Genomic DNA, 26,184 nt, shown 5'->3' on the forward strand with positions numbered 1-26,184 from the left:
TCGCTTCGCTCCTCGCAATGACGGTTGAGAAGACGGAGCTCTAATGCCGGTCTATACAGTTCATGCGCCGAAAAGCGCCGAGACATCGCCATTGGCGGCGACGGACAAGTTCGTCTTCGTACGCGATGGCTTTCATGTCTGGGCGTTTATCGCAGGTCCGTTCTGGCTCCTGTTTCACCGGCTGTGGCTGGCGCTGATCGGCTATCTCGTGCTGTCTTTTGTCGGTGAGATCGCGCTGTCGAAGCTCGGCGTGCCGGCTGGGCCGCGGATGCTGGCGATGTTCTTCATCGCGCTGCTGATGGGGTTCGAGGCGTCGAGCCTGCGACGCTGGTCGTATTCGCGCGGCAAGTGGCGGCAGCTCGATGTGGTCGTGGCTGATAATCCGGAAGCCGCCGAGCGGCGCTTCTTCGATCGCTGGGCTGCCAGCCTGCGTTCTGATTCGTATTCGACTGATCGCGGCGCGCCGCCGCCGACCCGCTATGTCCCTGCCCAGCCGTTTTCGCGCGGGCCTGAGGACGTGATCGGGCTGTTTCCGCAACCGGGAGTGACACGGTGACCGTCGCCATTATCGATTACGGCTCCGGCAATCTGCACTCCGCTGCAAAAGCCTTCGAGCGCGCGACGCGCGGCATGGAGAACCCCGAGAAGATCGTGGTCACCCGCGATCCCGACCAGGTGTTTCGCGCCGATCGCATCGTGCTGCCCGGTGTCGGTGCCTTCGCCGATTGCCGCCGTGGTTTGAACGAGCTCGACGGCATGGTGCAGGCGATGACCGAAGCCGTGCGCGACAAGGCGCGGCCGTTCTTCGGCATCTGCGTCGGCATGCAGCTGATGGCGACGCGCGGCAAGGAGCATGTCACCACGGATGGGCTCAACTGGATTGCCGGCGATGTCGAGAAGATCACGCCGCGCGACGAGAGCCTGAAGATCCCGCATATGGGCTGGAATACGCTGGAGCTGTTGCAGGAGCATCCGGTGCTGAACGGCCTGCCGCTCGGGCCGAAGGGGCGCCACGCTTATTTCGTGCACTCCTATCACCTCAATGCGGTGAACGAGAAGGAAGTGCTCGCGCGCGCTGAGTATGGCGGGCCGATCACCGCCATTGTCGGCCGCGACACCGCGATCGGTACGCAATTTCATCCCGAAAAGAGCCAGCGCTTCGGGCTGGCTTTGATCTCCAACTTTCTGAAATGGAAGCCGTGATCCTCTTTCCTGCCATCGACCTGAAAAACGGCCAGTGCGTTCGCCTCGAACAAGGCGACATGGCGCGCGCCACCGTGTTCAACCTCGACCCTGCCGCGCAGGCGAAATCGTTCGAGGATCAGGGGTTTGAATATCTCCATGTCGTCGATCTCGACGGCGCCTTTGCCGGCAAGCCGGTGAATGCGCAGGCCGTCGAGGCGATGCTCAAGCTCGTCAAATTCCCGGTGCAGCTCGGCGGCGGCATCCGCGATCTCGCGACCATCGAAGCATGGCTGTCGAAAGGCATCAGCCGGGTCATCATCGGCACTGCCGCGGTGCGCGATCCCGAACTGGTGAAGCAGGCCGCGAAGACATTTCCCGGCCGCGTCGCCGTCGGTCTCGATGCGCGTGATGGCAAGGTTGCAGTGGAAGGCTGGGCGGACGTGTCCACGGTCACCGCGCTCGACATCGCGCAGCGTTTTGAAGATGCCGGCGTTGCCGCCATCATCTTCACCGACATCGCCCGCGACGGCATGCTCAAGGGCATCAATTGGGACGCGACCATCGCGCTCGCCGATGCCATCTCGATCCCCGTCATCGCATCAGGTGGCCTCGCCTCCATCGCCGACATCAAGGCGATGCTGGAGCCGCGTGCGAAAAAGCTCGAAGGCGCCATTTCCGGTCGTGCGCTCTATGACGGCCGCATCGATCCGGCTGAAGCGCTCGCTCTGATCAAGGCCGCATAGGACAAAACCATGTTCAAGGTCCGCGTCATCCCCTGCCTCGACGTCAAGGACGGCCGCGTGGTGAAGGGCGTCAATTTTGTCGATCTGCGCGACGCCGGCGATCCCGTCGAGGCGGCGATTGCCTATGACACCGCCGGTGCGGACGAACTGACCTTTCTCGACATCAATGCCACGCATGAAAATCGCGGCACCATGATGGATGTGGTCCGCCGCACGGCGGAAGCCTGCTTCATGCCGCTGACCGTCGGCGGTGGCGTCCGCACCGTGGATGACATCAAGGCGCTGCTGCGTGCCGGTGCCGACAAGGTGTCGATCAATTCCGCCGCGGTGGCGAACAAGCTGTTCGTCAAGGAAGCCGCGGAAAAATTCGGTGACCAGTGCATCGTGGTGGCCATCGACGCCAAGCGCGCGGGCTCACGCTGGGAGATCTTTACCCATGGCGGCCGCAAATCGACCGGCATCGACGCCATCGAATTCGCGCAGGAAGTGGTCTCGCTCGGCGCCGGCGAAATCCTGCTGACTTCGATGGACCGCGACGGCACCCGCACCGGCTTCGATATCGAACTGACCCGCGCCATTGCTGACAGTGTCGCCGTACCGGTGATCGCCTCGGGCGGCGTCGGCAATCTCGATCACTTGGTCGAAGGTATCAGGTCCGGCCACGCGACAGCGGTGCTGGCAGCCTCGATTTTTCACTTCGGTGAATTTACCATCCGCCAGGCCAAGGACCACATGACGCGCGCCGGCTTGCCGATGCGGCTCGACCCCTAGGGGCCCTCGCCCCATAACGAGTTTGATCGATGTCCTTCACGCTGCATGATCTCGCCGCCACCATCGACGCCCGCGCAGCCGCGGCGGATGGTGAGTCGTCCTATACGAAGAAGCTGCTCGACAAGGGCGCCGTGCATTGCGCCAAGAAATTCGGCGAAGAGGCGGTCGAGCTCGTCATCGCGACGGTCGAGGACGACCGCACCAATCTGATCAATGAAAGTGCCGATGTGCTGTTCCACCTTTTGGTGGTGCTGAAATCACGCGGTGTCACCATTCAGGATGTGGAGGCAGCTCTTGCTGCCCGCACGCATCAATCGGGATTGCAGGAAAAGGCGTCACGCAAGAGCGACTGACGATCTAGGGTCAAAAGTCATCAAGAGCTTTGACCACACATTTGGGAAACACTGATGGATATGCGGGCCCCCGAGCAGAAATACGATCCGTATCGCAACTATCCCCGCGAGAAGTGGGCCAAGCTGCGCGACGACATGCCGATGGCATTGAATGCCGAGGAGATCGCGGCACTGCGCTCGATGCATGATCGCCTCGATCTGCGCGAGGTGGAGGAGATCTATCTGCCGCTGTCGCGCCTGCTCTCGATGTATGTCACTGCGCATCAGCGGCTCTATGTGGCGCAGCGCAAGTTTCTCGGCATCGAAGATCGCAAGATGCCGTATATCATCGGCGTCGCCGGCTCGGTCGCGGTCGGCAAGTCGACCACCGCCCGCGTGCTGCAGGCGCTCCTGGCGCGCTGGTCGCCGAAGCCGAAGGTCGATCTCGTCACCACCGACGGTTTCCTGTTTCCCAATGCGGTGCTCGAGCGCAACGGCATCATGCAGAAGAAGGGCTTTCCGGAAAGCTACGATCTGCCGCTGCTGCTGCAGTTTCTCAGCGACATCAAGGCGGGCCGCACCAATGTCCGCGCGCCCGTCTATTCGCATCTCACTTACGATATCGTCCCGGACAAATTCGTCGAGGTCGATCAGCCTGACATTCTCATCGTCGAAGGCGTCAATGTGCTTCAGGCCGGCCGTCTGCCGCGCGATGGCAAGGCGGTGCCTGTGGTGTCCGACTTCTTCGATTTCTCGGTCTATATCGATGCCGATGAGCCGGTGCTGCGCGAATGGTATGTGAAGCGCTTCCTGGCGCTGCGCGATACGGCGTTCCACGACAAGCGCTCCTATTTCAATCGCTATGCGCTGCTGTCGGATGAAGAAGCAACGGCAACCGCGCTGGCGATCTGGGAGCGGACGAACCTCGCCAATCTCGAGGACAATATCTTGCCGACGCGGCCGCGGGCGACGTTGATCCTGAAGAAGGGCGCGGATCACGTGATTGAAAACGTGGCGCTGCGGCGGCTGTAGTCCATGTTCTCACTGTCATCGCCCGGCTCGACCGAGCGATCCAGTACACACGGCTGCTGACGTGTTTCTGAGACGGCAGAGTTTACTGGATCGCCCGCTGTCACGGGCGATGACAAGCGGAGGGAAGCGCCGCTCCGAAGCGCCTACGCCGCCTTCGCTTCCCCACCAAAATGCTCGATATATCGCGCGCCGATCGCCGACACCGGCATCACGATCAGCACATCCGTGGTGCCGAACTGATGATCGATGACGGCACCATCGCCGATCATCGCGCCGATGCGCAGATAGCCCTTGATCAGCGGCGGCAATGCACGGAGCGCGGCCTTCTGGTCGATGGCGTCTTTCGGCATCCGGTTCATCTCGACATAGCGTGAACCATGCGCACGGGCGCGCCATTCTTCGGGTGCGCGGGCATTGTGATGCAGGAAAGACAGCGGCAGCGCCAGTGCGTCCGGATCGGTGCCCTCAAAGCTGGCGCAGCCGATCATCACGTCAAAGCGGTTCTGCTTCACATAGCTCCAGATGCCCTGCCACAGCAGCTCGACGGTGCGCTTGGTGCGATAACGTTCCTGCACGCAGGAGCGACCCAGTTCGAGGAAGCGCAGTCCCGGATGATTGTGCAGGATGCCATCGAGATCGAATTCGCTCTCGGTATAAAAGCCGCCATTCTTCATCGCCATCTCATGGCGCAGCAGGCGATAGGTACCGACCACCGGTTGGCGACCCGATAGCGTCGGCTTGGCCGCATGATCGACGACGAGAAGATGATCGCAAATCTTGTCGAAGGCATCCTTGTCGCGGCGTGCCAGCATGGTGGCGGCGTCGGCGATGGCGGTGCCGTTCTTGTAGAACACTTTATAGCGCAGGCGCTGGGCGCGCTTCACGTCGCGCTTGTCCTGGGCGAGCCGCACTTCCAGCGGACCCATGCGGCCGAGCGATGGCGCGCCTTTTGAATTCAGGTTTTGCGGATTGAAATTGGCGGGATCGAAATTGAAGGGTGGCTTGAACCAGGTGATGGCGGTCTGTGCCGCCAGCGCCATGTTCTGCGGCCGCAACATCTGCATCATGCCTGGTTTAACAAGGCCTGATTTAACAAGGCCGGGCTTGATGATGCCTGGCTTCGGTCGAACGAGTTCGTTGCCGTGCATAGCCAATCCCCGACTTAACCCCAGGCCGCGATGAGCCCCACGCGAATCGACGCGGCCCATCGACACCAGACATCACGGGTGATCGACAGAGGTGTGACGGGTGTATTGCGAAGGTGTGACAGGAAAGGTTGGGGAAAGAGAGCGACAAACACGCCCCTTATCCTGAGGAGCCGCGCAGCGGCGTCTCGCAGGATGGCTACACGCTCTGAGCCCAGCCATTCATGGGTCGAGACGGCGCTTCGCGCCTCGTCACCATGAGGACGGCGTCTAAGCCGCGATATGCCGGCCCGCGGCCAGATGCTTCAGCGCCTCTTCCAGCTTGTCGCGGTCCAGCGGCTTGAGCAGGAAGCCATCCATGCCCGCTTCAAAACAGGCATAGCGATCTTCCACCAGCGTATTGGCGGTCAGCGCCAGGATCGGCGTGCGACGGACGCGCTGGCCGGCTTCCAATGCGCGGATGCGCTTGGCGGCGGCGATGCCGTCGAGTTTCGGCATCTGGATATCCATCAGCACGAGATCGAATGGCGTGCCGGCCGCATCCGAAGCGATCCAGGATTCCAGTGCCTGTTCGCCATTGGTCGTGACCACAGTGCGGTGGCCGAGCCGTGTCAGCAGCGAGCGCATCAGCAGCGCATTGATCTCGTTATCTTCGGCGACAAGGATCGAGAGGCCGTCACTCGCTGTGGCGTCATTGGACGCAAGGGCCGCTTCTTCGATCGTCGGCGCCTGATCGTCCGTCTGCACACCCAATAGCTTCGCCAGCGATGCTGCGCGCAGTGGCTTGATCAGATAGCCGGTAAGGCCCTCTGTCGCCGTCGGCTGCAATTCGTGTCGCATGGCGGGCGTGAACAGGCCGATGCGCTGCGTGGCATGCGACACAGCGCGTTCAGACAGCCGTTCGAATTCGCTGGCACCAAGCGCGCGGTCGATCAGCACGGCGCGCCATGGGCGCTCCGGCAGCAGCGCCAGCGCGACATCTGTATCGGAGACCATGCAGGTCTGCGCACCCCAGCGCTCCAGGCGCCGGGCAATCAGCGAGGCCTCGATGCTTTGCGGCGCCACCAGCATCACAGACTGACCGCTGAGATCCGGCGGCACGAAAGCTTCGGCGCGGTCATTGGAAGCGACCAGCGGGATCGCGACTTCAAAGGTGGAGCCGACACCGGGCTGGCTCTGCAGCGCGATGCGGCCGTTCATGCGCTTGACGATGCGCTCGCTGATGGAGAGCCCGAGGCCTGTGCCGCCAAAATTCCGTGCCGTGCGTTCATCCGCCTGTTCGAATTCGCGGAAGATGCGCTGCTGGGCATCCGGCGCGATGCCGATGCCGGTGTCGCGCACGATGAAGCTGACTTCATTGGGCCAGATGCCGGGCTCGACGATCAGCGCCACGCCGCCGGTGGAGGTGAATTTGATCGCATTGCCGGCGAGATTGAGCAGCACCTGCCGCAGGCGTGCGGCATCGCCGATCACCTCCAGCGGCAGCCGCTCGTCGATATAGGCGGCGATTTCGAGGTCGCGCGCCTGCGCGCGCGGGGCCAGGAGTTCGGTGATGTCCTCGATTAGTGATGACAGTGCGAAGGGACGATAATCGAGGTCGATCTTGCCGGCTTCGATCTTGGAATAGTCGAGCAACTCCTCGATCAACGACAACAGCGATTCGCCCGATGTCTTCACAGCGCGGGCATAAGTCGTTTGCTCCGGTGACAGCTGGGTATCGAGCAAGAGGCCGCTCATGCCCAGAATGCCATTCAACGGCGTGCGGATCTCATGCGAGGCCATGGCGAGAAAACGCGATTTTGCGCGATTGGCGGCATTGGCATTGTCGCGGGCGTCGGACAGTGCGCGTTCTGTTTCGGTACGGTCGGTGACGTCGCGACCGACGCTTTGCAATTCTGCCGGACGATTCGCATCGATGCGCACCATGCCCTCGCGCCAGGCGATCCAGCGCGGGCCGGTGGCGGTGGCGATACATTGATCGTGGATGCTGGTGCCATTCGACTCGTTGGCACTGTCGCCCTGCTCCAGCACTTTCAATTCAAAATGGCTGCCGACCAGCGCATCACGCGGAGTTTCCGCCAATGTGCAATAGGCATCGTTGACATAAGTGATGCGGCCGTCCTGATGGCGGATGACGATGAGATCGTCCTGCGCCTCGAACAGATGGCGCGCGCGTTCCTCGGCTTCCTTCAGTTCCCAGTTACGATCGACCAGCGCCTCGTTGAGGGCACTGACCTTGCACATGCGCTTGTGCAGGAAGCGCATGCGGATGCTCATGCTGACAAGGGCGACGCAGGCGACTGCGAACAGAAAGCTGGCGCCGATCGCAAAGGCGTGAGGATCGTAACCCGAGGTCGGCGAGGCCGCGGCGGAGATGAAGCCATAGGCGCCACCGAATGCCGCGGAGAACATCACGAAGGAGCGGATGGCGAAAGACAGCCATGGAAAGCGACGCGCAAAGCGCCGGAACATGACCTTGATCCGGAAAATGCGTTTAGCCACGGCGCCACTCCGGCTCGATGCGGGGATATGGCGATGATGAGCGGATCAGATTGCCAAGGCGTTGCGCGCGCGGCGATGATACCGAAGCGGTCTCGTTATGGTTGATGAAGCCTTAACAGGCGTCAGAAGCTCGCGGCCGCCATGCGCGCCGGCGGCGCATTCCGTGCTGCGACGATCAGAGCTGCAGCGTCCCGCACCGTGAAACTCCGCGAGCGCACGAAAATGCGATAATCGGCCTCACCGCTCTCCGACAGATAGATGATCGGATCCGTGCTGGCAGCCGATGCCGTAATACCGACGAAACGCGTCGCGGCATTGGTGGCGCAGGCACCGGGCTCATCGGTATCTTCGTCATCGATCACGGCGAAATCGGCGCTTTCGGCATTGTCGACGATCTGTACCCGCACAGTGGCGCGGACGGGATCGTCGGTGAAGCTGACATGGCTCTGTGCCTGCCATGGCATGGAGGCGAGCTGGACCGTGCTGTCGCCCGCGGCGATGCAGGGACGTACGGACGCAAACAGCTCCCCGCGCGCGAGGAAAGCGGCAATCGCCAACGGAATCGTGGAGGCCAAAATCTTGAAACGCAGCATGATACGCACTCGCCCCTTCACCCCGTAATGCGGGGTATGGTGAGCGAAGCGTAAACGGGACTGGTTACTGCGGGGTTGACGATACGCGCATTCGTTGTGGTTTCAAGCTGCGCTCCTCACCTCGTCGGCCAATGCACGATAGGAGAGCGCTTCTGCCAGATGCAGCCGGCCGATCTTTTCGGTGCCATCGAGATCGGCCAGCGTCCGCGCCACGCGCAGCACGCGATGATAGCCGCGGGCGCTGAGCCGCATGGTCTCGGCGGCTTCTTTCAGCAGCGCGAGACCCTGCTTGTCGGGCTGCGACACCGTTTCGAGAACGGATGCTGGTGCAGATGCATTGGTGTGCGTGCCGATCAGTCCCGCGTTCATGTAGCGCGCGGTCTGCAGGCTGCGTGCGGCCGCCACCCGTGCAGCGACTTCCGCTGATCCCTCCGATGGTGGCGGCAGGATCAGGTCGGCGGCCGTCACGGCGGGAACTTCGATGCGCAGGTCGATGCGATCCATCAACGGGCCGGAGATCCGGGTCTGGTAGTCCGACGTGCAGCGGTCGATCCGCCCGCGTTTGCAGGCAAAGCCGGGCTCGAAGGCATGGCCGCAACGGCATGGGTTCATCGCCGCCACCAGCATGAAGCGCGCGGGATAGGTGACGCGATGATTGGCGCGGGACACCGACACCTCGCCATTCTCCAGCGGCGCGCGCAGGGAATCGAGCACGCGTGGGTCGAATTCCGGCAGTTCGTCGAGAAACAGCACGCCCTGATGTGCCAGCGAGATCTCGCCGGGCCTGGCACGCAGCCCGCCGCCGGTAAGCGCCGCCATGCTGGCCGAATGATGTGGGGCGCGGAACGGCCGCTGCGCCGTCAGCGCACCGTCGCGGATCATCCCGGCGACCGAGGCGATCATCGAGACTTCGAGCAATTCAGCCGGGGCCAGCGGCGGCAGGATCGATGGCAGCCGCGCGGCGAGCATGGATTTGCCGGAGCCGGGCGATCCCATCATCAGGAGATGGTGACCTCCAGCTGCCGCAATTTCCAATGCACGCTTGGCGCTCTCTTGGCCCTTGATGTCCCGGAGATCGAGCCGTGAGTCCTCGCGGGTCTGCACCCTCGGCTGCGGCCGCGACAGCACCTGGGTGCCTTTGAAGTGATTGGCGATCTGGATCAGCGATTGTGCCGCGATGATCTGGATATCCGGGCTGGCCCAGGCTGCCTCGGCGCCACAGGCGACCGGACAGATCAGCCCCTCGTCGCGGACATTGGCGCCGATCGCTGCCGGCAACACCCCGGCGACCGGTGCGAGCGAGCCATCGAGGCCAAGTTCGCCGAGCACGGTGAAGCCTGCGAGCGCGTCATGCGGGATCGCGCCGATGGTCGCCATCAGGCCGAGTGCGATCGGCAGATCGTAATGACTGCCTTCCTTCGGCAGATCGGCGGGCGCCAGATTGACGATGATCCGCCGTGCCGGTAGCGCGAGACCGGATGCCGTGAGTGCCGCGCGAACCCGCTCGCGCGCTTCGGAAACGGCCTTGTCGGGCAGGCCGACGATGATGAAATTCGGCAGGCCGGGCACCACTTGAACCTGCACGTCAACCGCGCGGGCCTCGATCCCCTCGAATGCGACCGTCGCGACATGCTGCATGATGCCACCCTGATATTCTATTTAAGGTAGCAATGCTTTTAGATGATGACAAGAACGTTAGACAGCGGTGTTGCACATCGTCGCGAGGGTTATTGATCGGCTTGCAGCAAATCATAAACTCCGCCATGCGAAGCATGACAAGAATCTAGTGACGATGAAGTCCGAGTCTCCGCCGCATGTCAGAGTGCCCGTCCAGGCAAACCATTGTTTCCGACGACGCCGAGCAGCTCGCCGCTTTGCGGGCGAAGATTGCGGCTCAGGACGCCGAGCTCGCGCAGCAAGCTGCAAAACTCGCCCATAGCCAGAAGATCTTCGACCGTGCCTCGGCCGCCGCGCGCATCGGCGTCTGGGAATGCGAATTGCCGAGCGAAACGCTGACCTGGACCGATGTGGTTTATGACATTTTCGATCTGCCGCGCGGCGTGATGCCGGAACGTGGCGCGACACTGAAATGTTACCCGGAAGAATCCGTTCGCGAACTGACCAAGCGGCGCAACAAGGCGATCGAGGATCGCACCGGCTTCACGCTCGATGCCGAAATCATCAGCTTCAAGGGCATCCGGCGCTGGATCAGGATCACGGCGACCGTCGAGTCCGTCGATGGGGTCCCTGTTCGCATTTTCGGCATGAAGCAGGACATCACGGAAGAGAAGATCCTGGCCGATCGCACGCGCTATCTCGCTGAATTCGACGTGCTCACTGGTCTCGCCAATCGCAGCCAGTTTCAGACGCGGTTGTCCGTGCTGGATCATGCATCGTCACAACGCCCGTTCGGCGCATTGCTGCTGATCGACCTCGATGAATTCAAGCCGGTCAATGATAGCCTCGGCCATGCTGCCGGTGACGAATGCTTGAAACACGCGGCAGAACGCATCCGCGATGTCTGTCCGGATGCCGAACTCGTCGCACGGATCGGCGGTGATGAATTCGCCGTGCTCCTCGGCCCTGACGCGCGGCTTGCGGAAGCATCAGACGCCGCGCGTGCGATCATCGCGCATCTCGGTTATCCCATGGAGTATCGCGGGCATCAGCTGAAGATCGGTGCGTCCGTGGGCATCGCATTGGCGGACAATCACACGCCGTCGGCGCAGCTCAATATCATGGCAGATGCCGCGCTCTACGCGGCCAAGAAGGCCGGCCGCAATACGTTCCGCATCCACAAGGCCGGCATTTCCGCGCTGACCGGCGGTTTGCCCGCAGGCGCGGACCGATTGCTGGACAATCCCGCGGCGTCCACCGCCGCAGGATTGTCGCCGGCGTTTCGTGCGCTTACAGGTTCATGATCATTGGCTCCGCGATATAGCGGAAGCCATCGCCGGCCTTCACCACATGGCCATAGCCCGGCCAGGCGAAGTGATAGGACATCACGGCGGTCTTGTTCGCCGCCAGCATGTCCAGCATTTTCACGCGCGAGGCTGCCGCCATCTTCGGATCGGAATCATACGAGAATTCCATCCGTGGTTTTTCGAGCAGCAAGACCTGATGATGCGTGAGATCGCCGAGGAAGGCGAATGACTTGCCTGCCGAGGTGATCATGAACATGTGGTGGCCGAAGGTGTGGCCGGGCGCATGCATGGCGGTGACGCCGGGCAGGAATTCCTGATTATCCTTGAAGAAGACGAGACGGTCCTTCACCGGCATCAGGTTCTTGCGCGCATGGACGACGAAGTCCTTCAGCGGCGAGCCCAGCTTGCCTTCGTCGGTCCAGAACTTGAAGTCCTCCTCGCTGATATAGACCTGTGCATTCGGAAATAGCGGCTTGTCGTTCTCATCGACGATGCCGCCGATATGATCGATATGCGCATGCGAGCAGACGATGGCGTCGATATCCGCCGGTTTGATCCCGGCTTCGGCAATGCTCTTCTGCAGGCGGCCGGTGGTGGGCCCGAACAGTTTCGATGTGCCCATGCCGGTGTCGAACATGATGAGCTTGTCATTCATGTTCACGATCGGCACGTTCTGTTCGAGGATGACATTGCTGGGCGACAGGAAATTGTCCGTCAGCATTTTCTGCACGTCTTCCTTCGGCACGCCGACAAAGGTGCCCGAGGGATCGCCGAGCGGTAGCGGCCCGTCGGAGACGACAGAGACTTCGGCGTCGCCGAAGGTGAAGCGATGGAAGTAGGGCGCCTGGGTGCCGAGCTTCGGCGCTTTGGCCGATGCGCTGCCGATCAGGCCGGGAGCGATGAGGTTTGCGCCGAGCCCTGCACCGAGCGCGAGCAGCGAACGTCGCGAGACGTCTGAAGTCATGCGTTCCTCCAACTATGCTTTTGTTAGCCGTCATGGTGACGGGCCGCTCGATTGGATGAGCGTGCGCAGCCATGCTGCGCCCGTCGGTGCGGACTGGCAAGCAAAAGCGTGGAGGACATATCTCGCAGTTGCGATGAAATCGTAGGATGGGTTGAGCGTAGCGATACCCATCGGATCTGGCGCTGGTGGTGATGGGTATCGCTGCGCTCAACCCATCCTACAGGACAGCGTATTACGTCCGCTTCGCCTCGACCACATCCCAGATGCGCGCCGCGACATCCGGGCCGCCAAGTTTTGCAATGGCGCGGATGCCCGTGGGCGAGGTCACATTGATTTCGGTGAGGTTACCATCGATCACGTCGATGCCGACGAACAGCAACCCGCGCTCGCGGAGTGCCGGGCCGACGCGTTCGCAGATCTCGCGCTCGCGCGGCGACAGCTCGGTGGATTTCGCCGCACCGCCGCGCACCATGTTGGAGCGCAGGTCGTCTTCGGCCGGCACGCGGTTGACGGCGCCCGCGAATTCGCCGTCCACCAGAATGATGCGCTTGTCGCCGTGCTTCACTTCGGGAAGGAAGCGCTGGATCACCCACTGCTCCTTGAAGGTCACGGAGAACAGGTCATAGAGCGAGCCAAAGTTCATGTCCTGCGGCAGCACGCGGAAGACGGCGGCGCCGCCATGGCCGTGCAGCGGCTTCATCACCACGGCGCCATGCTCGGCGCGAAACGCGTTGATCTCGTCCTTGTCGCGCGAGATCAGCGTCGGCGGCATCAGGTCGTTGAAGCCCATCACAAAGATCTTCTCCGGCGCGTTGCGCACGGAGGCGGGGTCGTTCACCACCAGCGTCTTCGGATGGATGCGTTCGAGCAGATGTGTGGATGTGATGTAAGCGAGATCGAAAGGCGGGTCCTGCCGCAGCAATACGACGTCAAAGCTTTCCATGTTGACGCGCTCGGGCTCGCCTAGCGTGAAGTAGTCGCCCTCGACGTCGCGGACTTCCAGCGGCTGCACCGGCGCCACCACGTCATTGCCGCGCAAGGAGAGCTTGTCCGGCGTGTAGTAGGACAGGCGGTGGCCGCGCTTCTGCGCCTCCAGCAGCATCGCAAAAGTGGAATCGCCCTTGTGGTTGATGCGGGCGATGGGGTCCATCTGGACGGCGATGTTCAGGGTCATGGGATCATTCCGGAGTGAAGCGTCAGGAGGCGGCGTCGAATGCCGCTAACAGATGGCGTGGCAGATGCTTTGGCGCAATCAGGATGACGTCGAAACGCATGTCGAAATCCGCATGTTCGGGATGCGTCATCAGCCAGCCTTGCGCGGCATTGCTGATGCGCACCTGCTGCTGCGGGGTAACGGCATAGGCGGCGTCATCGAGGGTCTCGCGCGCCTTCACCTCGACAAAAGCGATCAGGTTGCGCTTGCGCGCCACGATATCGATCTCGCCATGGGGCGTGCGGAAGCGGCGGGCGAGGATGCGATAGCCTTTTGCGAGCAGCATCGCGCTGGCGCGGCTTTCCGCAGAAAGACCTGCGGCGAAAGCAGCCACGCGCTGGGGCGACGGCGCCTTGCTGCGGCCGGGCGCCGACATCTCCCTGGGCTTAACCATCGCCGGTCTCCCTGGCGAGTTCGAGCGCGCGGGCATAGACGGCGCGGCGCTGCCGGCCGGACAATTCGACCGCATGCGCGACGGCATCCTTGACGCTGTCGCGCTGCAGAGATGTGCGCAGCAAGGCGTCGAGATCGTCATCGGTCATCGCCTGCGCATCGGCTGCAGGCGGCCCGAGCACGACGACGAATTCGCCGCGCGTCTCCAGCTGATCCGCAGTCCGCGCGAGTTCAGCAACAGGGCCGCGTGAAATTTCTTCATGCAGCTTGGTCAGTTCGCGGCAGATCGCCACGTCGCGCTGGCCCACGATGTCGGCGAGGTCGCCGAGCATCTCCTGCACGCGATTGCCGGATTCGAACATCACGATGGTGGCGTCGATGCGGGACAGTTCCTCGATCCGGGTGCGACGCGCCACCTGCTTCGAGGGCAAAAAACCCTCGAAGAAAAAACGATCCGTCGGCAGTGCCGAGACGGCAAGCGCCGTCAGCACCGAGGATGGACCCGGCAGGGCGAACACATCGAAGCCGGCCGTGGTCACTTCGCGCACCAGCTTGAAGCCAGGATCGGAAATCAGCGGGGTGCCGGCGTCCGAGATCAGCGCGATCGATCCGCCTTCCCCAAGTTTGGCGAGAATTTTCGGCCGCGCCGCTTCGGCGTTATGCTCGTGATATTGTTTGAGATCGGCGGCGATCCCGTAGCGCTCCATCAAACGGCGCGAAATGCGGGTGTCCTCGCAGGCGATCACATCAGCCCCCGCGAGCACTTCGAGCGCGCGCAGGGTGATGTCGCCGAGATTGCCGATCGGCGTCGCCACCAGATGCAGGCCCGGCGCGGCTTTTGGCGCCGTCAGCACATGGCCGGACACCGTAAAAGTCCGTTTCGGGACATTGGATTCGGAGGTTATTGGGTCAGCACGCATGGGAGCAATCTAGAGGGAAACGCGGCAAAGAGGGACAGTCGTTTTTCGGCCGTCGTTCCCCGTTACCGGAGACCTTGTCTGGCGCTGCGCCAAATATAAACCTTTTGTTTCGGTTAACTAATCCCGAACAGTATGTCTGAATCCACGCTCCCGATATAGACTGGGAGTGCGCCGGCATGCCGGCCGAGAAGAAGAGAAGCGATGGCCGATCCGTTCGATCCGAAAACTGCACGTCCGGGCCCCTCCCGGCGAACGGCCGTGAAAGCAGGCCTCGGTCTCCTGCTCGGTTCGCCCTTGCTGGCAGCCTGTTCGGGCCTGCAGCAAACGCTCACCAATAATTACAGCACGGGGCCCGCCAACGAGCAGCCACCGGGTCCCGCCGGGCCCGCGCAGCAGCCGCAGGCGATCGGCACCGGGGGCGTCAAGGTCGGGCTCATCCTGCCGCAATCGGCCGCCGGCAATGCCGGCCTTGCTGCGCAGTCGATGAAGAATGCGGCGGAGATGGCCTATGCCGAATTCCAGAACCCGAATATCCAGCTTCTGATCAAGGACGATGCGGGCAGCGCCGCCGGCGCGCAGCAGGCGGCCCAGCAGCTGCTGAACGAAGGCGCCGAGATCATTCTCGGGCCGCTATTTGCAGTGTCGGTGCCGGCGGTGGCACAGCTCACGCGGGCGCGCAACATTCCGGTGATCGCATTTTCCACCGATTCGAGCGTGGCGGGGCGCGGCGTCTATCTGCTGAGTTTCCTGCCCGAATCCGACGTCAATCGGATCGTCGATTATGCCGTCAGCACCGGCAAGCGCTCCTTTGCGGCGATGCTGCCGGAAAATGCCTATGGCAACGTGGTCGAGGTCGCATTCAAGCAGGCGGTGGCACGCAAGGGTGCGCGCGTCGTCGCATTCGAGCGCTATGGCAGCGACCGCAGCAATGCGGCGAAGAACATTGCCGCGCAACTGACGGGGGCCGATGCGCTGCTGCTCGCCGATGACGGCGATGCGGTGGTGGCCACGGCGGATGCGCTGGTCACCGCTGGCGCCAATCTCCGCAATGTGCAGTTGCTCGGCACCGGCTTGTGGGACAATCCGCGGGTGTTCAACAGCGCGTCGATGCAGGGTGGTTTGTATGCCGCGCCTGATCCGGCCGGATTTCGCGCGTTCTCCGGTCGCTATCGGACGAAGTATGGCAATGATCCCGTCCGCACGGCCACGCTGGCCTATGATGCGGTGGCGCTGGTCGCGGCCCTCGCGCGGACGCAAGGTGGTCAGCGCTTCACGCCGGAGGTGCTCACCAATCAATCCGGCTTTGCCGGAATCGATGGGCTGTTCCGTTTCCGTCAGGACGGCGGCAATGATCGCGGGCTGGCTGTCATGAAGGTGGCGTCGGGCGGCGGTCAGCCGGTGGCGGGTTCGCCGAAGAGTTTCGGGACGTAATTCCGATGTCGTCCCCGCGAAGGCGGGGACCCATAGCCTCCGAGCCTATGATTGAAACGGCATAGAGGCGACGACGGTGTCGTCCAAATTCTCCAGCGTGTATGGGTCCCCGCCTTCGCGGGGACGACTTGTTACGCCGCGAGATCCGCCACCACTGCATCGAGCACTGGAAATCCCTCCTGCGTTACGCGCAGGCGACCGTTCTCGATCACGATGGCGCCCTCTTCGCAGAGATTCTCCACCCGCTTGGGATCGAACGGACGGCCCGACAGCGCTTCATAACGCGCGGGATCGATGCCTTCGACCAGCCGCAGTCCCATCAGCAGATATTCGTCGGCGCGCTCTTCGCTGTTGAGGCTCTCATCCAGTGTCACACCATGGCCGGTGCCTTCGACACGCATCAGCCACGTCTCCGGACGTTTCTCCGTCGAGGTGGCATGACGGATGCCGTCGATATCGATGCGGCCATGGGCGCCCGGCCCGATGCCGGCATATTCCTGGCCACGCCAGTAGACGAGATTGTGTTTGCACTCGGCGCCCGGCCGCGCGTGGTTTGAAATCTCGTAGGTGGGCAGGCCGTGTTGCGCGCAGACCTCCTGCGTCACGTCATACAGAATGCGCGAGAGGCCCTCTTCCGGCGTCTTCAACTTGCCGGCGGCATGCAGGCCGAAGAACGGCGTGCCTTCCTCGATGGTCAGCTGATACAGCGAGAGATGTTCGGCGGCTTCCGAGATGGCGAGCTTGAGCTCGCTGGTCCACATCTCAGGCGTCTGGTCCGGTCGTGCATAAATAAGATCGAACGAGTAGCGATCGAACGCGCTGCGCGCGATGGCGACGGCATCGAGCGCTTCGCGCGCACTATGCAAGCGTCCCAGCGATTTCAGCGAGGCATCGTCGAGTGCCTGCACGCCGAGCGACACACGATTGACGCCGGCCGCGCGATAGCCGTGAAAGCGCGTGGCATCGACGGAGGTCGGATTTGCTTCCATCGAGACCTCGACGGCGGAATCCACCTTCCAGTATTTCGCGATCGAATCGAGGATCGAGCCGACCGTCTGCGGCTTCATCAGCGACGGCGTGCCGCCGCCGAGAAAGATCGACGTCACCGTGCGGTTCGGAATCCGCGCGGCAGTGGTCTCGATCTCGCGCGCAAAAGCGCGGGCAAATCGTTCTTCATCGATCTGCTGATGCCGCACATGGCTGTTGAAGTCGCAATACGGGCACTTCGACAGGCAAAACGGCCAATGCACATAAACGCCGAAAGCGTCCTGCTGTGCGTCAGCGTTGCTCAAGGCAAATCTCCGCGAGCTTTACGAAGGCCTTTGCACGATGCGAGAGGCCCTGGCCGAGTGGCGGCAGGCCGTGCTTCTCCACCGCGGTCATTTCGCCGTAAGTGCGCTCATGGCCGTCAGGAAGAAAGGTCGGATCATAGCCGAAGCCGGCGGTGCCGCGCGGCGGCCAGACCAGCGTGCCATGGGCATGGGCCTCGACCTCTTCAAGGTGGCCGTCGGGCCATGCGACGCAGAGTGCGGAGACGAAATGCGCGGTGCGCTTGTCGGGCGTGGTCGCGCCGCGCTCCTGCAACAGACGCTCGATCCGCGTCATCGCCGCGTTGAAGTCTTTTGTTTCGCCGGCCCAGCGCGCCGAATAGATGCCGGGTGCGCCATCGAGCGCATCGACGACCAGGCCGGAATCATCCGCGAAAGCGGGCAGCTGCGCGACATTGGCGGCGGCAATCGCCTTGATCGCCGCATTGGCCTTGAAGGTGTCGCCGGTCTCATCGGGTTCTGCGAGGCCGAGTTCGCCGGCTGACACCGCCTCGATGCCATAGGGCGCCAGCAGATCACGCATCTCGGCGAGCTTGCCGGGATTATGCGTGGCGATCACGAGCTTGCCGGTGATTCGACGATGTTGAGTCATGGGATACTATAGCTCGAAACTGTCATTCCAGGGCGCGCATAGCGCGACCCCGGAATCTCGAAGTGGAGAATCTCAATACAAGGTTCCGGGTTCGCGCTGCGCGCGCCCCGGAACGACAGAGTTTTACGCCACCGCCATCTTCTGCAAATCCACCAGCTTGCCGACGCCCTGCTGGGCCAGCGCCAGCAGCTTCATCAGCTCGTCCTGGGTGAATGGCTCCTTCTCCGCGGTTCCCTGGATCTCGATGATGCGGCCGTCGCCGGTCATGACGAAATTCGCATCGGTATCCGCCTCGGAATCCTCGGCGTAATCGAGATCGAGCACCGGAGTACCTTGGTAGATGCCGCAGGAGATCGCCGCGATATTGGTGCGCAGCACCTTGTCCGCGGTGTGCTTCTTGAACATGTTGCGGCTTTTCATCCAGGCGATGCAATCGGCCAGCGCCACCCAGGCACCGGTAATCGACGCCGTGCGGGTGCCGCCATCGGCCTGGATCACGTCGCAATCGATGGTGATCTGGCGCTCGCCGAGCGCTTCGAGGTCCACCGCGGCGCGCAGCGAGCGGCCGATCAGGCGCTGGATCTCGACGGTGCGGCCGCCCTGCTTGCCGGCGGCGGCTTCACGGCGGGTACGTTCCAGCGTGGCGCGCGGCAGCATGCCGTATTCAGCCGTGACCCAGCCGCGGCCCTGGCCCTTCAGCCATGGCGGCAGGCGTTCTTCCAGCGTGGCGGTGACCAGCACATGGGTGTCCCCGAATTTCACCATGCAGGAGCCTTCGGCATATTTGACGACGCCGCGTTCCAGCGACACAGCGCGCAATTCATCGGGCGCACGACGGCTTGGCCGCATGAGAAAAATCCTTCCAAATGTTCCGATAGTGTCTGTTGGCCGAGCTTTTAGGGGGGCCGGGCGGCAGCGGCAAGGGCAGCCGGGGTTCCGCAGGCGCGAAGGTGCTTGTATCCGGGCGCCCGCGACGACAAATTGGGACGGAAGGAGTGCTCCATTGGCGCATCACGATCCCATCGGCCTGATTTCGCCACGAGCCGGGCTTGCCCAGCTCAATGAGCGGTCGCGCGAGATTTTTCGCCAGATCGTCGAGAGCTATCTGGCCACCGGCGAACCGGTGGGCTCGCGCAACATTTCGCGCCTGATCACCGTGCCGTTGTCGCCGGCCTCGGTGCGCAATGTGATGTCGGATCTGGAGCAACTCGGCCTGATCTATGCGCCGCATACCTCGGCCGGACGTTTGCCGACCGAACTGGGCCTGCGCTTCTTCGTCGATGCCCTGATGCAGGTCGGCGATCTCACGGAGCCGGAGCGGCAGTCGATCCAGCAACAGCTCTCGTCGGTTGGTCGCTCGCAATCCGTCGAAGCCGCCATTGGCGAGGCGCTGACGCATCTCTCCGGTCTCAGCCGCGCGGCCGCGGTGGTGCTCACCGCCAAGTCGAATGCGCGGCTGAAACACATCGAATTCGTGCGTCTGGAGCCGGAAAAGGCGCTGGTCGTGCTGGTCTCCGAAGACGGCCAGGTCGAAAACCGCGTGCTGACGCTGCAGCCCGGCGTGCCTTCTTCCGCGCTCACCGAAGCCTCGAATTTCCTCAATGCCCGCATTCGCGGTCGCACCCTTGCCGAAGCGCGGCTCGAACTCGAAACCACGCTCAAGCAGAACCAGGCCGAGCTCGACCAGCTGACGCAGAAAGTCATCGCAGCTGGCCTTGCTTCGTGGTCCGGCGGCAATGGCGACGATCGCCAGCTGATCGTGCGCGGGCAGGCCAATCTGCTGGAAGATCTGCACGCGCTGGAGGATCTGGAACGCGTCCGCCTGCTGTTCGAGGATCTGGAAACCAAGCGCGAGGTGGTCGATCTGCTCGGCCGCGCGGAGAGCGCCGAGGGCGTCCGCATCTTTATCGGTTCCGAGAACAAGCTGTTCTCGCTGTCCGGCTCGTCCACCATTATTGCGCCTTATAGTGACGGTGCAGGCCATATTGTGGGTGTGTTGGGCGTGATCGGGCCGACGCGGCTGAATTATGCCCGCGTCATTCCCATGGTGGATTACGCAGCCCGTATCGTCAGCCGCATGCTGGGCGGCTGATCGGCCCGGTTCAGCTTGATTTTTGCCCGGTAAACCAACATATCCGGGGTCAGCAACCCCACCCCATTGAGCGTGTTTCGAGAAGGCAGAGTCATGACTGAGTCCAACGGGCAGAACGACAACCACGACAAGACGGCCGCGGCCGCCGAGCCGGTGGTCTCGAAGCCCTATGTCATGCCCGACGATCCGGAACCGAATTCCGTCGAGGCCCTGCAGAAGGAAGCCGCGGATGCGCGCGACCGCACGCTGCGTACGCTGGCCGAGATGGAAAATCTCCGCAAGCGCACCCAGAAGGAAGTCGCCGACGCGCGGGTCTATGGCGTCTCGAAATTTGCCGGGGACATCGTCGATATCGCCGACAACCTGCAGCGCGCTATCGATGCCGTGCCGGCGGATGCGAAGGAATCGGCTGACGCTGGCCTTAAGGCGTTTATCGAGGGCGTCGAGCTCACCGAGCGCTCGCTGCTCAGCGCGCTGGAAAAGCATGGCGTGAAGAAGATCGATCCGACCGGCGAGAAGTTCGATCCGAACTTCCATCAGGCGATGTACGAAGTGCCGGATGCGTCGGTGATTTCGGGCACCGTGGTGCAGGTCGTGCAGGCCGGCTACACCATCGGCGAGCGCGTGCTGCGCCCGGCGCTGGTCGGCGTGTCGAAGGGCGGCGCCAAGGCTGCACCGGCTGCGAGCGAGTAACGCTCCATCTGTCATCGCCCGGCTCGACCGGGCGATCCAGCAAACTCAGTCCGTGCAGTGGGTACTGGGTCACCCGATCAAGTCGGGTGACGACAGAAAGAGCTTAGCTGTTCGAGCCCACCTGCCCGGCTTCCCAGCCGATCATCGCCTGTTTTCGCGTAATCCCCCAGTGATAGCCCGTCAGCGCGCCGGATTTGCCCATGGCGCGGTGGCATGGGACTACGAAGGAGATCGGGTTACGCCCCACCGCGCCGCCGACGGCGCGCGAAGCTGTGGGCTTCTCGATCTTGCAGGCGATGTCCGAATAGCTGACGGCGCGACCCATCGGGATCTTCAACAGCGTCTCCCAGACCCGGACCTCGAAATCCGTGCCGATCAGCACCACGCGCAACGGCTGATCGGGGCGCCAGAGTTTGTTGTCGAAAATGCGCCGCGCCAATGGCGCCGTGGCCTCCATATCCTCGATCATCCGCGCGGCCGGCCAACGGCGTGCCATGTCGGCAAAGCCCGCCTGCTCCTCGCCGGCGTCGGCAAAGGCCAGCCCCGCAAGGCCGCGATCGCTGGCGATCACGATGGCGGTGCCGAAGGGCGAGGGATGGAAGCCATAGCGCAGCTCCATGCCGGCGCCGCCGGTCTTCCATTCACCCGGCGACATCGCCTCGTGGGTCACGAAAAGGTCGTGCAACCGGCTCGGTCCTGACAGGCCGGAATCCAGCGCCGCATCCAGCACACTGGCGGAATCGCGCAGCAGGCCCTTGGCGTGGTCCAGTGTCAGCGCTTGCATGAAGGCCTTTGGCGTGAGGCCAGCCCAGCGGCGGAACAGGTGGTGCAGCTCGTCCGGCGTCACGCTGGCGGCATCGGCGACGTCCTCGATGCTGGGTTGGTGTTTCCATTGCCCGTGCATGAAGCCGATGGCGCGGCGCACACTGTCGTAATCGCGCAGGGCCGCATCCCGCAGGCCCGGCTTGAGGGGGCGATGGTCATTCATCGCAATGTCTCTGGCAAAATTCATCATGCTGCGGATCTAGGCCTCGCAGCGCCTGCAAACCACCCGATTCCAGATCAGCCATCATGTCACCGGATTGTAGCTCGGGCCGCGCCGGGCGTCCTGCAGGGCGTCCAGCAACGCACTGAGGAAACTCGCCTTTTCCTCGGCGCCAAGGAACCGCGCAATCGACACGCGGCGGCCGCGCGAGACCAGGAACAGCTGTTCGATGCCGAATTCGGCATGCTCGACGCGATCCACCTGGACCCAGAGCGGATTGAACGCCCATTCCACCACATCGCCGCGCGGGCTGACGCGGCGGACACGGATTTCCGAAGGGGTGACGGTGATCTCCTCCGTCGCCCTGGCGCGGCGGTCGTAGATCCTGAACGCCACATAGATCGCCAGCACGTCGAGGCCGAAAAAGCCGAATACCGGCCAGGCACCCATCCAGAGAAACACCATGCCGGCGCCAAATGACACGACGCTGAGGCAGGCCATCAGCACGAGAAAGCCCTTGCGGCTCAGCGCGCGGTGCGGACGCAGCAGCGCGGTGAACAGCTTCGGCTCGGCTTCGTGAAAGTCGTTGCCCTCTGTCATCGGCGCCCACTATATCCCCCTGATGCCGAAAATCACCCGCCAGCCTGCCGCCCGCGCGAAGACCTCCGTTGCAAAAGCCGCTGTGGCGAAGAAGGCGGTGGCGAAGGCCAAAGTCGTCAAAAAGGCTGTCAAGCCGAAGACGACGAAGCTCAAGCGCTGGACGGCTGCCGAGATTCATGAAGCTTTTTCACGCTTCCAGACGTCCAACCCCGAGCCCAAGGGCGAGCTCGAACATCTCAATCCCTATACGCTGCTGGTCGCCGTGGTGCTGTCGGCGCAGGCCACGGATGCCGGCGTCAACAAGGCCACGCGCGCGCTGTTTCCCATCGCCGATACGCCGCAGAAGATGATCGATCTCGGCGAGGAGACGGTCCGCGACTATATCAAGACCATCGGCCTCTATCGCACCAAGGCGAAGAACGTCATTGCGTTGTCGGAGAAGCTGATCCGCGAATTCGGTGGCGTGGTGCCGCGCACCCGTGCGGAACTGGAGTCGCTGCCGGGGGCGGGGCGCAAGACGGCCAATGTCGTGCTCAACATGGCGTTTGGCGAACATACGATGGCGGTGGACACGCATGTGTTTCGCGTCGGCAACCGCACCAATATGGCACCGGGCAAGAATGTGCTGGATGTGGAGTTGGAGCTTGAGCGGGTCATTCCCGACGAGTTCATGCTGCATGCGCATCACTGGCTGATCCTGCACGGACGCTACACGTGCCTGGCACGAAAACCGCGCTGTGAGGTGTGCTTGATCAACGATCTGTGTCGGTGGCCGGAGAAGACGGTGGCGTAACTTCGCCGCGTCCTCATCCTGAGGAGCGCGCAAAGCGCGCGTCTCGAAGGATGGCCGCGGACTCAGAGCCACGCCATCTCATGGTTCGAGACGGCGCTTCGCGCCTCCTCACCATGAGGGGAAGAGTACATGATGGAACCCGGCCCTCACCCGCTTTCGACCCATTTTCATCACATTGCCAAACCCACAATGCGGCAATTGGGAGAAATGGATGTTCAAGGCCATATTGCTGCTGATTGCGTCTTTCGTCATTGCCAGCCCGTCGATCACACCCGCTTACGCCGATTTCGAGAGCGACAAGCGCGCCTGCATCTATCCCGGCCAGGATTTTGACGGCGAGATTGCTGCCTGCGATCGGCAGGTTACATCCGGTCGCTATCGCGGCAATGACCGCGCCATCGTCTATCGCAATCGCGGCATCAAGTTCATGAACCGCTGGAGCCGCAGCGCTGCGCCTTCCGACGTCGCGCTCGCGCTGACCGATTTCAGCCGCGCGATCGAATTCAATCCGCGCTATGCGGATGCCTATGTCAGCCGCGGCAAGGCCTATGCGGCCAAGAATGATCTCGATCTCGCTCTGTCCGACTACAGCGAAGCGATACGCATCGATCCGCGCAATGTCGCGGGCTTCACCAGCCGCGGCGATCTCCATCGCGTCCGCGGTGACGGCGACCGCGCCATCGCCGATTTCAGTGATGCGATCCGCCTTGATGCGAAGAATGGTTTTGCCTATCGCAATCGCGGCTTTGTCTACGGCGTCAAAGGCGATGACGATCGGGCCATCGCTGATTATGGCGACGCCATTCGTATCGATCCGCGCGATGCGCTGGCTCGCAACAATCGCGGCAACATCCTGCTGAAAAAAAAGCAGTTTGATCGCGCCATCACGGATCTCTCCGAAGCCATCAAGCTCGATCCGTCATTCGGCGCTGCTTATGCCAATCGCGGACTGGCGCAGGAGGCGCTCGGCAAGCCGGCATTGGCGCGCAACGACTTCACCGTCGCGCTGACCTTGCCGGAGAAATATGCCAACGGAAAATGGGCGCGCGACAAGGCACGCGAGCGGCTGGCAGCACTGGATGGCACCAGCACTGCGCCATCCGCTGTCCCATCGACCTCAACACCGCCATCGTCGATCAAAATTCCCACGATCGCATCCACCGTGCCGACTGCGCCTTCGGCAGCGCCGCCCGCCGCCAGCGGACCGGCTGCGGTCGCGCCGGTGATCGCCGCTGCAGCACCGACGGCAACATTGCCGCTGGGGCCGGGTGATCGCCGTATCGCGCTGGTGATCGGCAATTCCGCCTATAGCAGCGTGTCGGCCCTGACCAATCCAAGGCGCGACGCCGCGCTGGTGGCGGATACGCTGAAGAAAACCGGCTTCTCCACGGTCACCGTCCTCACCGACCTGCGCAAGGATGCGCTGATGACGGCGCTGCGCGAATTCGCCGTGCAGGCCGAGGCGGCGGACTGGGCGGTCGTCTATTATGCCGGCCATGGCATGGAAGTCGGTGGCGTGAACTATCTCATTCCCGTCGATGCGCGCATCACTGTCGATCGCGACATCGAATTCGAGGCGGTGCCGCTCGGACAGATCCTCAATGCCGCCGAGCGGGCCAAGAAACTGCGTCTCGTCATCCTCGATGCCTGTCGCAATAATCCGTTCGCCAACAAGATGAAGCGCACGCTGGAAGTGGCCTCGCGCTCGACCTCGCAGGGCTTGGCTGCGGTCGAGCCAGAAGCCGGTACGATGGTCGTCTATGCCGCCAAGGATGGCGAAGTTGCGCTCGATGGCGCCGGTGCCAACAGCCCGTTCGCCACGGCACTGGTGAAGAACCTGCCAACGCCCGGCCTCGAGGTGCGCCGGTTGTTCGATTATGTGCGCGACGACGTGATGGACCTGACGAAGCGCAAGCAGAAGCCGTTCAGCTATGGCTCGATCTCGGGGCGGCAGGATTTTTACTTCGTGGCGGCGAAGTAGGAGCCTCTGCCCCTCATGGTGAGGAGCCCGCCAATTGGCGGGCGTCTCGAACCATGAGATGGCTTGGCTCAGGAGTATGCGGCCATCCTTCGAGACGCGCGCGCTGCGCGCTCCTCAGGATGAGGGAGGAGTACTGAAATTCTACGCAACCGGCGCCTTCACCCGCTCCGGCTCGATCAGCTCCGGCCGTGGCCCGCTCAGCCTCTTATGCATGTGAACCATGAACGCCATGCCGAAGAGCGGCGTGGCGAGATTGACGATCGGAATCGACACGAAGGCGGCGATGAACAGTCCGGCCGTGAACACGGTGGCTGAATGCTGCCGGCGCATCGCCTTGGCTTCGGCAGGCGAGCGGAAGCGCATCGCGGCCAGTTCGAAATATTCACGGCCAAGCAGCCACGCGGTGGCGATGAAGAAAATGAGAAAGCCGATGCCGGCAAACAACACGAAAGGCAATGCGATCAGATAGACGCCGATCGTCAGCAATGCCGTCTTGCCGCCCTCGAAGATTGCGTTGCCGAGCGGCAGCGCGGTGCCTGGGCGTTCGGCCGGATAATGCTCGCGCTCGACGATATCGGCGACATCATCGACAAAAATGCTGGCCACCAATGAAGTGATCGCCGGCATCAGGAAGATCGCGCCGGCAACCACGCTGAGCCCGGCCGCGATGGACAGGATCCAGGTCAGCACCGAGACCATGCTGTGATAGTCCGAGCCCACCATACCCTCGGCCCAGACGCCACCGGCGGTGGCGGCCCAGTTCAGGAAACGCTGCATGCCGATCGCCAGCACGGTGATGAACACCAGTGCCATGCCGATCGACTTCCACAGGATGCTGCGCATCGGTGGCGACAAAATTTGCGAGAGCGCCTTGAAGGCCGCGGCGAGCATTCGATTTTTCTCCTTGCAATCACGAACACGTAACAACTGCAAAGTTGTCAGACAAGTGCAGCGCAACATCCACTTCTTCAC

At 62.8% G+C, this 26,184-nt stretch carries 26 protein-coding genes; 12 read left to right on the top strand and 14 right to left on the bottom strand.

Going from position 1 to position 26,184, the window contains the following annotated elements; translation table 11 throughout:
• Positions 1-43: 43 nt before the first annotated feature.
• From AC1RQ5_RS03240 to coaA, 6 genes are read left to right on the top strand one after another with little or no spacing between them, the layout of a single operon-like run.
• The gene (locus AC1RQ5_RS03240; RefSeq protein WP_493197067.1) at positions 44-556 is read left to right on the top strand and encodes a DUF2628 domain-containing protein; all 513 of its coding nucleotides are present in this window, start codon (positions 44-46) and stop codon (positions 554-556) included.
• Positions 553-1,203: an imidazole glycerol phosphate synthase subunit HisH gene (gene hisH, locus AC1RQ5_RS03245; RefSeq protein ID WP_398484853.1), complete on the top strand. Its 651-nt coding sequence runs from the start codon at positions 553-555 to the stop codon at positions 1,201-1,203. The genes AC1RQ5_RS03240 and hisH overlap by 4 nt, the downstream gene beginning before the upstream one ends.
• Positions 1,191-1,928: a 1-(5-phosphoribosyl)-5-[(5-phosphoribosylamino)methylideneamino]imidazole-4-carboxamide isomerase gene (gene hisA, locus AC1RQ5_RS03250; RefSeq protein ID WP_493197068.1), complete on the top strand. Its 738-nt coding sequence runs from the start codon at positions 1,191-1,193 to the stop codon at positions 1,926-1,928. The genes hisH and hisA overlap by 13 nt, the downstream gene beginning before the upstream one ends.
• A gap of 9 nt (positions 1,929-1,937) precedes the next feature.
• Positions 1,938-2,699, top strand: a complete 762-nt coding sequence (hisF, locus tag AC1RQ5_RS03255) for an imidazole glycerol phosphate synthase subunit HisF (RefSeq protein ID WP_493197069.1) — start codon at positions 1,938-1,940, stop codon at positions 2,697-2,699.
• 29 nt (positions 2,700-2,728) lie between these two features.
• Positions 2,729-3,052 (top strand): phosphoribosyl-ATP diphosphatase, encoded by a 324-nt coding sequence (locus AC1RQ5_RS03260; protein ID WP_398484859.1) that lies wholly within the window; start codon positions 2,729-2,731, stop codon positions 3,050-3,052.
• Between the two features lie 54 nt (positions 3,053-3,106).
• On the top strand, positions 3,107-4,063 hold the full coding sequence (gene coaA / locus AC1RQ5_RS03265) for a type I pantothenate kinase (RefSeq protein ID WP_493197070.1): 957 nt from the start codon (positions 3,107-3,109) through the stop codon (positions 4,061-4,063).
• A 143-nt stretch (positions 4,064-4,206) separates the two neighbouring features.
• On the opposite strand, the gene olsB is transcribed toward coaA, so the two are convergent.
• From olsB to AC1RQ5_RS03285, 4 genes are all read right to left on the bottom strand, one after another.
• Positions 4,207-5,130, bottom strand: a complete 924-nt coding sequence (gene olsB / locus AC1RQ5_RS03270) for a l-ornithine N(alpha)-acyltransferase (RefSeq protein ID WP_493203281.1) — start codon at positions 5,128-5,130, stop codon at positions 4,207-4,209.
• 348 nt (positions 5,131-5,478) lie between these two features.
• Entirely contained in the window at positions 5,479-7,680 is a 2,202-nt protein-coding gene (locus AC1RQ5_RS03275; protein ID WP_493203283.1) for an ATP-binding protein, read from the bottom strand.
• Positions 7,681-7,832: 152 nt separating this feature from the next.
• Positions 7,833-8,303 (bottom strand): hypothetical protein, encoded by a 471-nt coding sequence (locus tag AC1RQ5_RS03280; protein WP_493197071.1) that lies wholly within the window; start codon positions 8,301-8,303, stop codon positions 7,833-7,835.
• Positions 8,304-8,405: 102 nt separating this feature from the next.
• The gene (locus AC1RQ5_RS03285) at positions 8,406-9,944 is read right to left on the bottom strand and encodes a YifB family Mg chelatase-like AAA ATPase (RefSeq protein WP_493203284.1); all 1,539 of its coding nucleotides are present in this window, start codon (positions 9,942-9,944) and stop codon (positions 8,406-8,408) included.
• A 173-nt stretch (positions 9,945-10,117) separates the two neighbouring features.
• Here AC1RQ5_RS03285 and AC1RQ5_RS03290 point away from each other — a divergent pair, with 173 nt between their 5' ends.
• Positions 10,118-11,224, top strand: coding sequence for a diguanylate cyclase domain-containing protein (locus AC1RQ5_RS03290; protein ID WP_493197072.1), 1,107 nt, complete (start codon positions 10,118-10,120; stop codon positions 11,222-11,224).
• Here the strand turns inward: AC1RQ5_RS03290 and AC1RQ5_RS03295 are convergent.
• The 4 genes from AC1RQ5_RS03295 to rsmI form a co-directional block, all read right to left on the bottom strand.
• Positions 11,211-12,191: an MBL fold metallo-hydrolase gene (locus AC1RQ5_RS03295; protein ID WP_493197073.1), complete on the bottom strand. Its 981-nt coding sequence runs from the start codon at positions 12,189-12,191 to the stop codon at positions 11,211-11,213. The two genes, AC1RQ5_RS03290 and AC1RQ5_RS03295, sit on opposite strands and share 14 nt — an antisense overlap.
• Before the next feature lie 232 nt (positions 12,192-12,423).
• Positions 12,424-13,365: a glutathione synthase gene (gene gshB, locus AC1RQ5_RS03300; protein ID WP_493197074.1), complete on the bottom strand. Its 942-nt coding sequence runs from the start codon at positions 13,363-13,365 to the stop codon at positions 12,424-12,426.
• 22 nt (positions 13,366-13,387) lie between these two features.
• On the bottom strand, positions 13,388-13,798 hold the full coding sequence (locus AC1RQ5_RS03305; protein WP_493197075.1) for a YraN family protein: 411 nt from the start codon (positions 13,796-13,798) through the stop codon (positions 13,388-13,390).
• Complete coding sequence (gene rsmI / locus AC1RQ5_RS03310) at positions 13,791-14,717, bottom strand: 16S rRNA (cytidine(1402)-2'-O)-methyltransferase (RefSeq protein ID WP_493197076.1); 927 nt, start codon at positions 14,715-14,717, stop codon at positions 13,791-13,793. The genes AC1RQ5_RS03305 and rsmI overlap by 8 nt, the downstream gene beginning before the upstream one ends.
• 201 nt (positions 14,718-14,918) lie before the next feature.
• Between rsmI and AC1RQ5_RS03315 the strand changes: the two genes are divergently transcribed.
• A complete protein-coding gene (locus AC1RQ5_RS03315) occupies positions 14,919-16,148 on the top strand; it encodes a penicillin-binding protein activator (RefSeq protein WP_493197077.1) in 1,230 nt (409 codons plus the stop codon).
• A gap of 131 nt (positions 16,149-16,279) precedes the next feature.
• Here the strand turns inward: AC1RQ5_RS03315 and hemW are convergent, their stop codons facing one another.
• The 3 genes from hemW to rph form a co-directional block, all read right to left on the bottom strand.
• On the bottom strand, positions 16,280-17,440 hold the full coding sequence (gene hemW, locus AC1RQ5_RS03320; RefSeq protein ID WP_493197078.1) for a radical SAM family heme chaperone HemW: 1,161 nt from the start codon (positions 17,438-17,440) through the stop codon (positions 16,280-16,282).
• Positions 17,427-18,068 (bottom strand): RdgB/HAM1 family non-canonical purine NTP pyrophosphatase, encoded by a 642-nt coding sequence (rdgB, locus tag AC1RQ5_RS03325; protein ID WP_398475833.1) that lies wholly within the window; start codon positions 18,066-18,068, stop codon positions 17,427-17,429. Before rdgB ends, hemW begins: the two co-directional genes overlap by 14 nt.
• A 123-nt stretch (positions 18,069-18,191) precedes the next feature.
• Positions 18,192-18,917 (bottom strand): ribonuclease PH, encoded by a 726-nt coding sequence (gene rph, locus AC1RQ5_RS03330; RefSeq protein WP_493197079.1) that lies wholly within the window; start codon positions 18,915-18,917, stop codon positions 18,192-18,194.
• Between the two features lie 154 nt (positions 18,918-19,071).
• Between rph and hrcA the strand changes: the two genes are divergently transcribed.
• A complete protein-coding gene (gene hrcA, locus AC1RQ5_RS03335) occupies positions 19,072-20,160 on the top strand; it encodes a heat-inducible transcriptional repressor HrcA (protein WP_398475837.1) in 1,089 nt (362 codons plus the stop codon).
• A 93-nt stretch (positions 20,161-20,253) separates the two neighbouring features.
• Positions 20,254-20,853, top strand: coding sequence for a nucleotide exchange factor GrpE (grpE, locus tag AC1RQ5_RS03340; RefSeq protein WP_398475839.1), 600 nt, complete (start codon positions 20,254-20,256; stop codon positions 20,851-20,853).
• Between the two features lie 103 nt (positions 20,854-20,956).
• Here the strand turns inward: grpE and AC1RQ5_RS03345 are convergent, their stop codons facing one another.
• Both AC1RQ5_RS03345 and AC1RQ5_RS03350 read right to left on the bottom strand, forming a co-directional pair.
• The gene (locus tag AC1RQ5_RS03345) at positions 20,957-21,841 is read right to left on the bottom strand and encodes a methylated-DNA--[protein]-cysteine S-methyltransferase (RefSeq protein ID WP_493197080.1); all 885 of its coding nucleotides are present in this window, start codon (positions 21,839-21,841) and stop codon (positions 20,957-20,959) included.
• 81 nt (positions 21,842-21,922) lie between these two features.
• Positions 21,923-22,438, bottom strand: a complete 516-nt coding sequence (locus tag AC1RQ5_RS03350; RefSeq protein ID WP_493197081.1) for a DUF2244 domain-containing protein — start codon at positions 22,436-22,438, stop codon at positions 21,923-21,925.
• Between the two features lie 22 nt (positions 22,439-22,460).
• Between AC1RQ5_RS03350 and nth the strand changes: the two genes are divergently transcribed.
• Positions 22,461-23,231: an endonuclease III gene (gene nth, locus AC1RQ5_RS03355; RefSeq protein ID WP_493203286.1), complete on the top strand. Its 771-nt coding sequence runs from the start codon at positions 22,461-22,463 to the stop codon at positions 23,229-23,231.
• A gap of 211 nt (positions 23,232-23,442) precedes the next feature.
• Positions 23,443-25,212 carry a caspase family protein gene (locus AC1RQ5_RS03360; protein ID WP_493197082.1) on the top strand — a complete coding sequence of 590 codons (1,770 nt, stop codon included), beginning with the start codon at positions 23,443-23,445 and terminating at the stop codon, positions 25,210-25,212.
• Between the two features lie 141 nt (positions 25,213-25,353).
• Here the strand turns inward: AC1RQ5_RS03360 and AC1RQ5_RS03365 are convergent, their stop codons facing one another.
• Positions 25,354-26,103 carry a sulfate transporter family protein gene (locus AC1RQ5_RS03365; protein WP_493197083.1) on the bottom strand — a complete coding sequence of 250 codons (750 nt, stop codon included), beginning with the start codon at positions 26,101-26,103 and terminating at the stop codon, positions 25,354-25,356.
• Between the last annotated feature and the right edge of the window lie 81 nt (positions 26,104-26,184).

The sequence above is a fragment of the Tardiphaga sp. GW821-FHT12E02 genome (genome assembly GCF_058807155.1).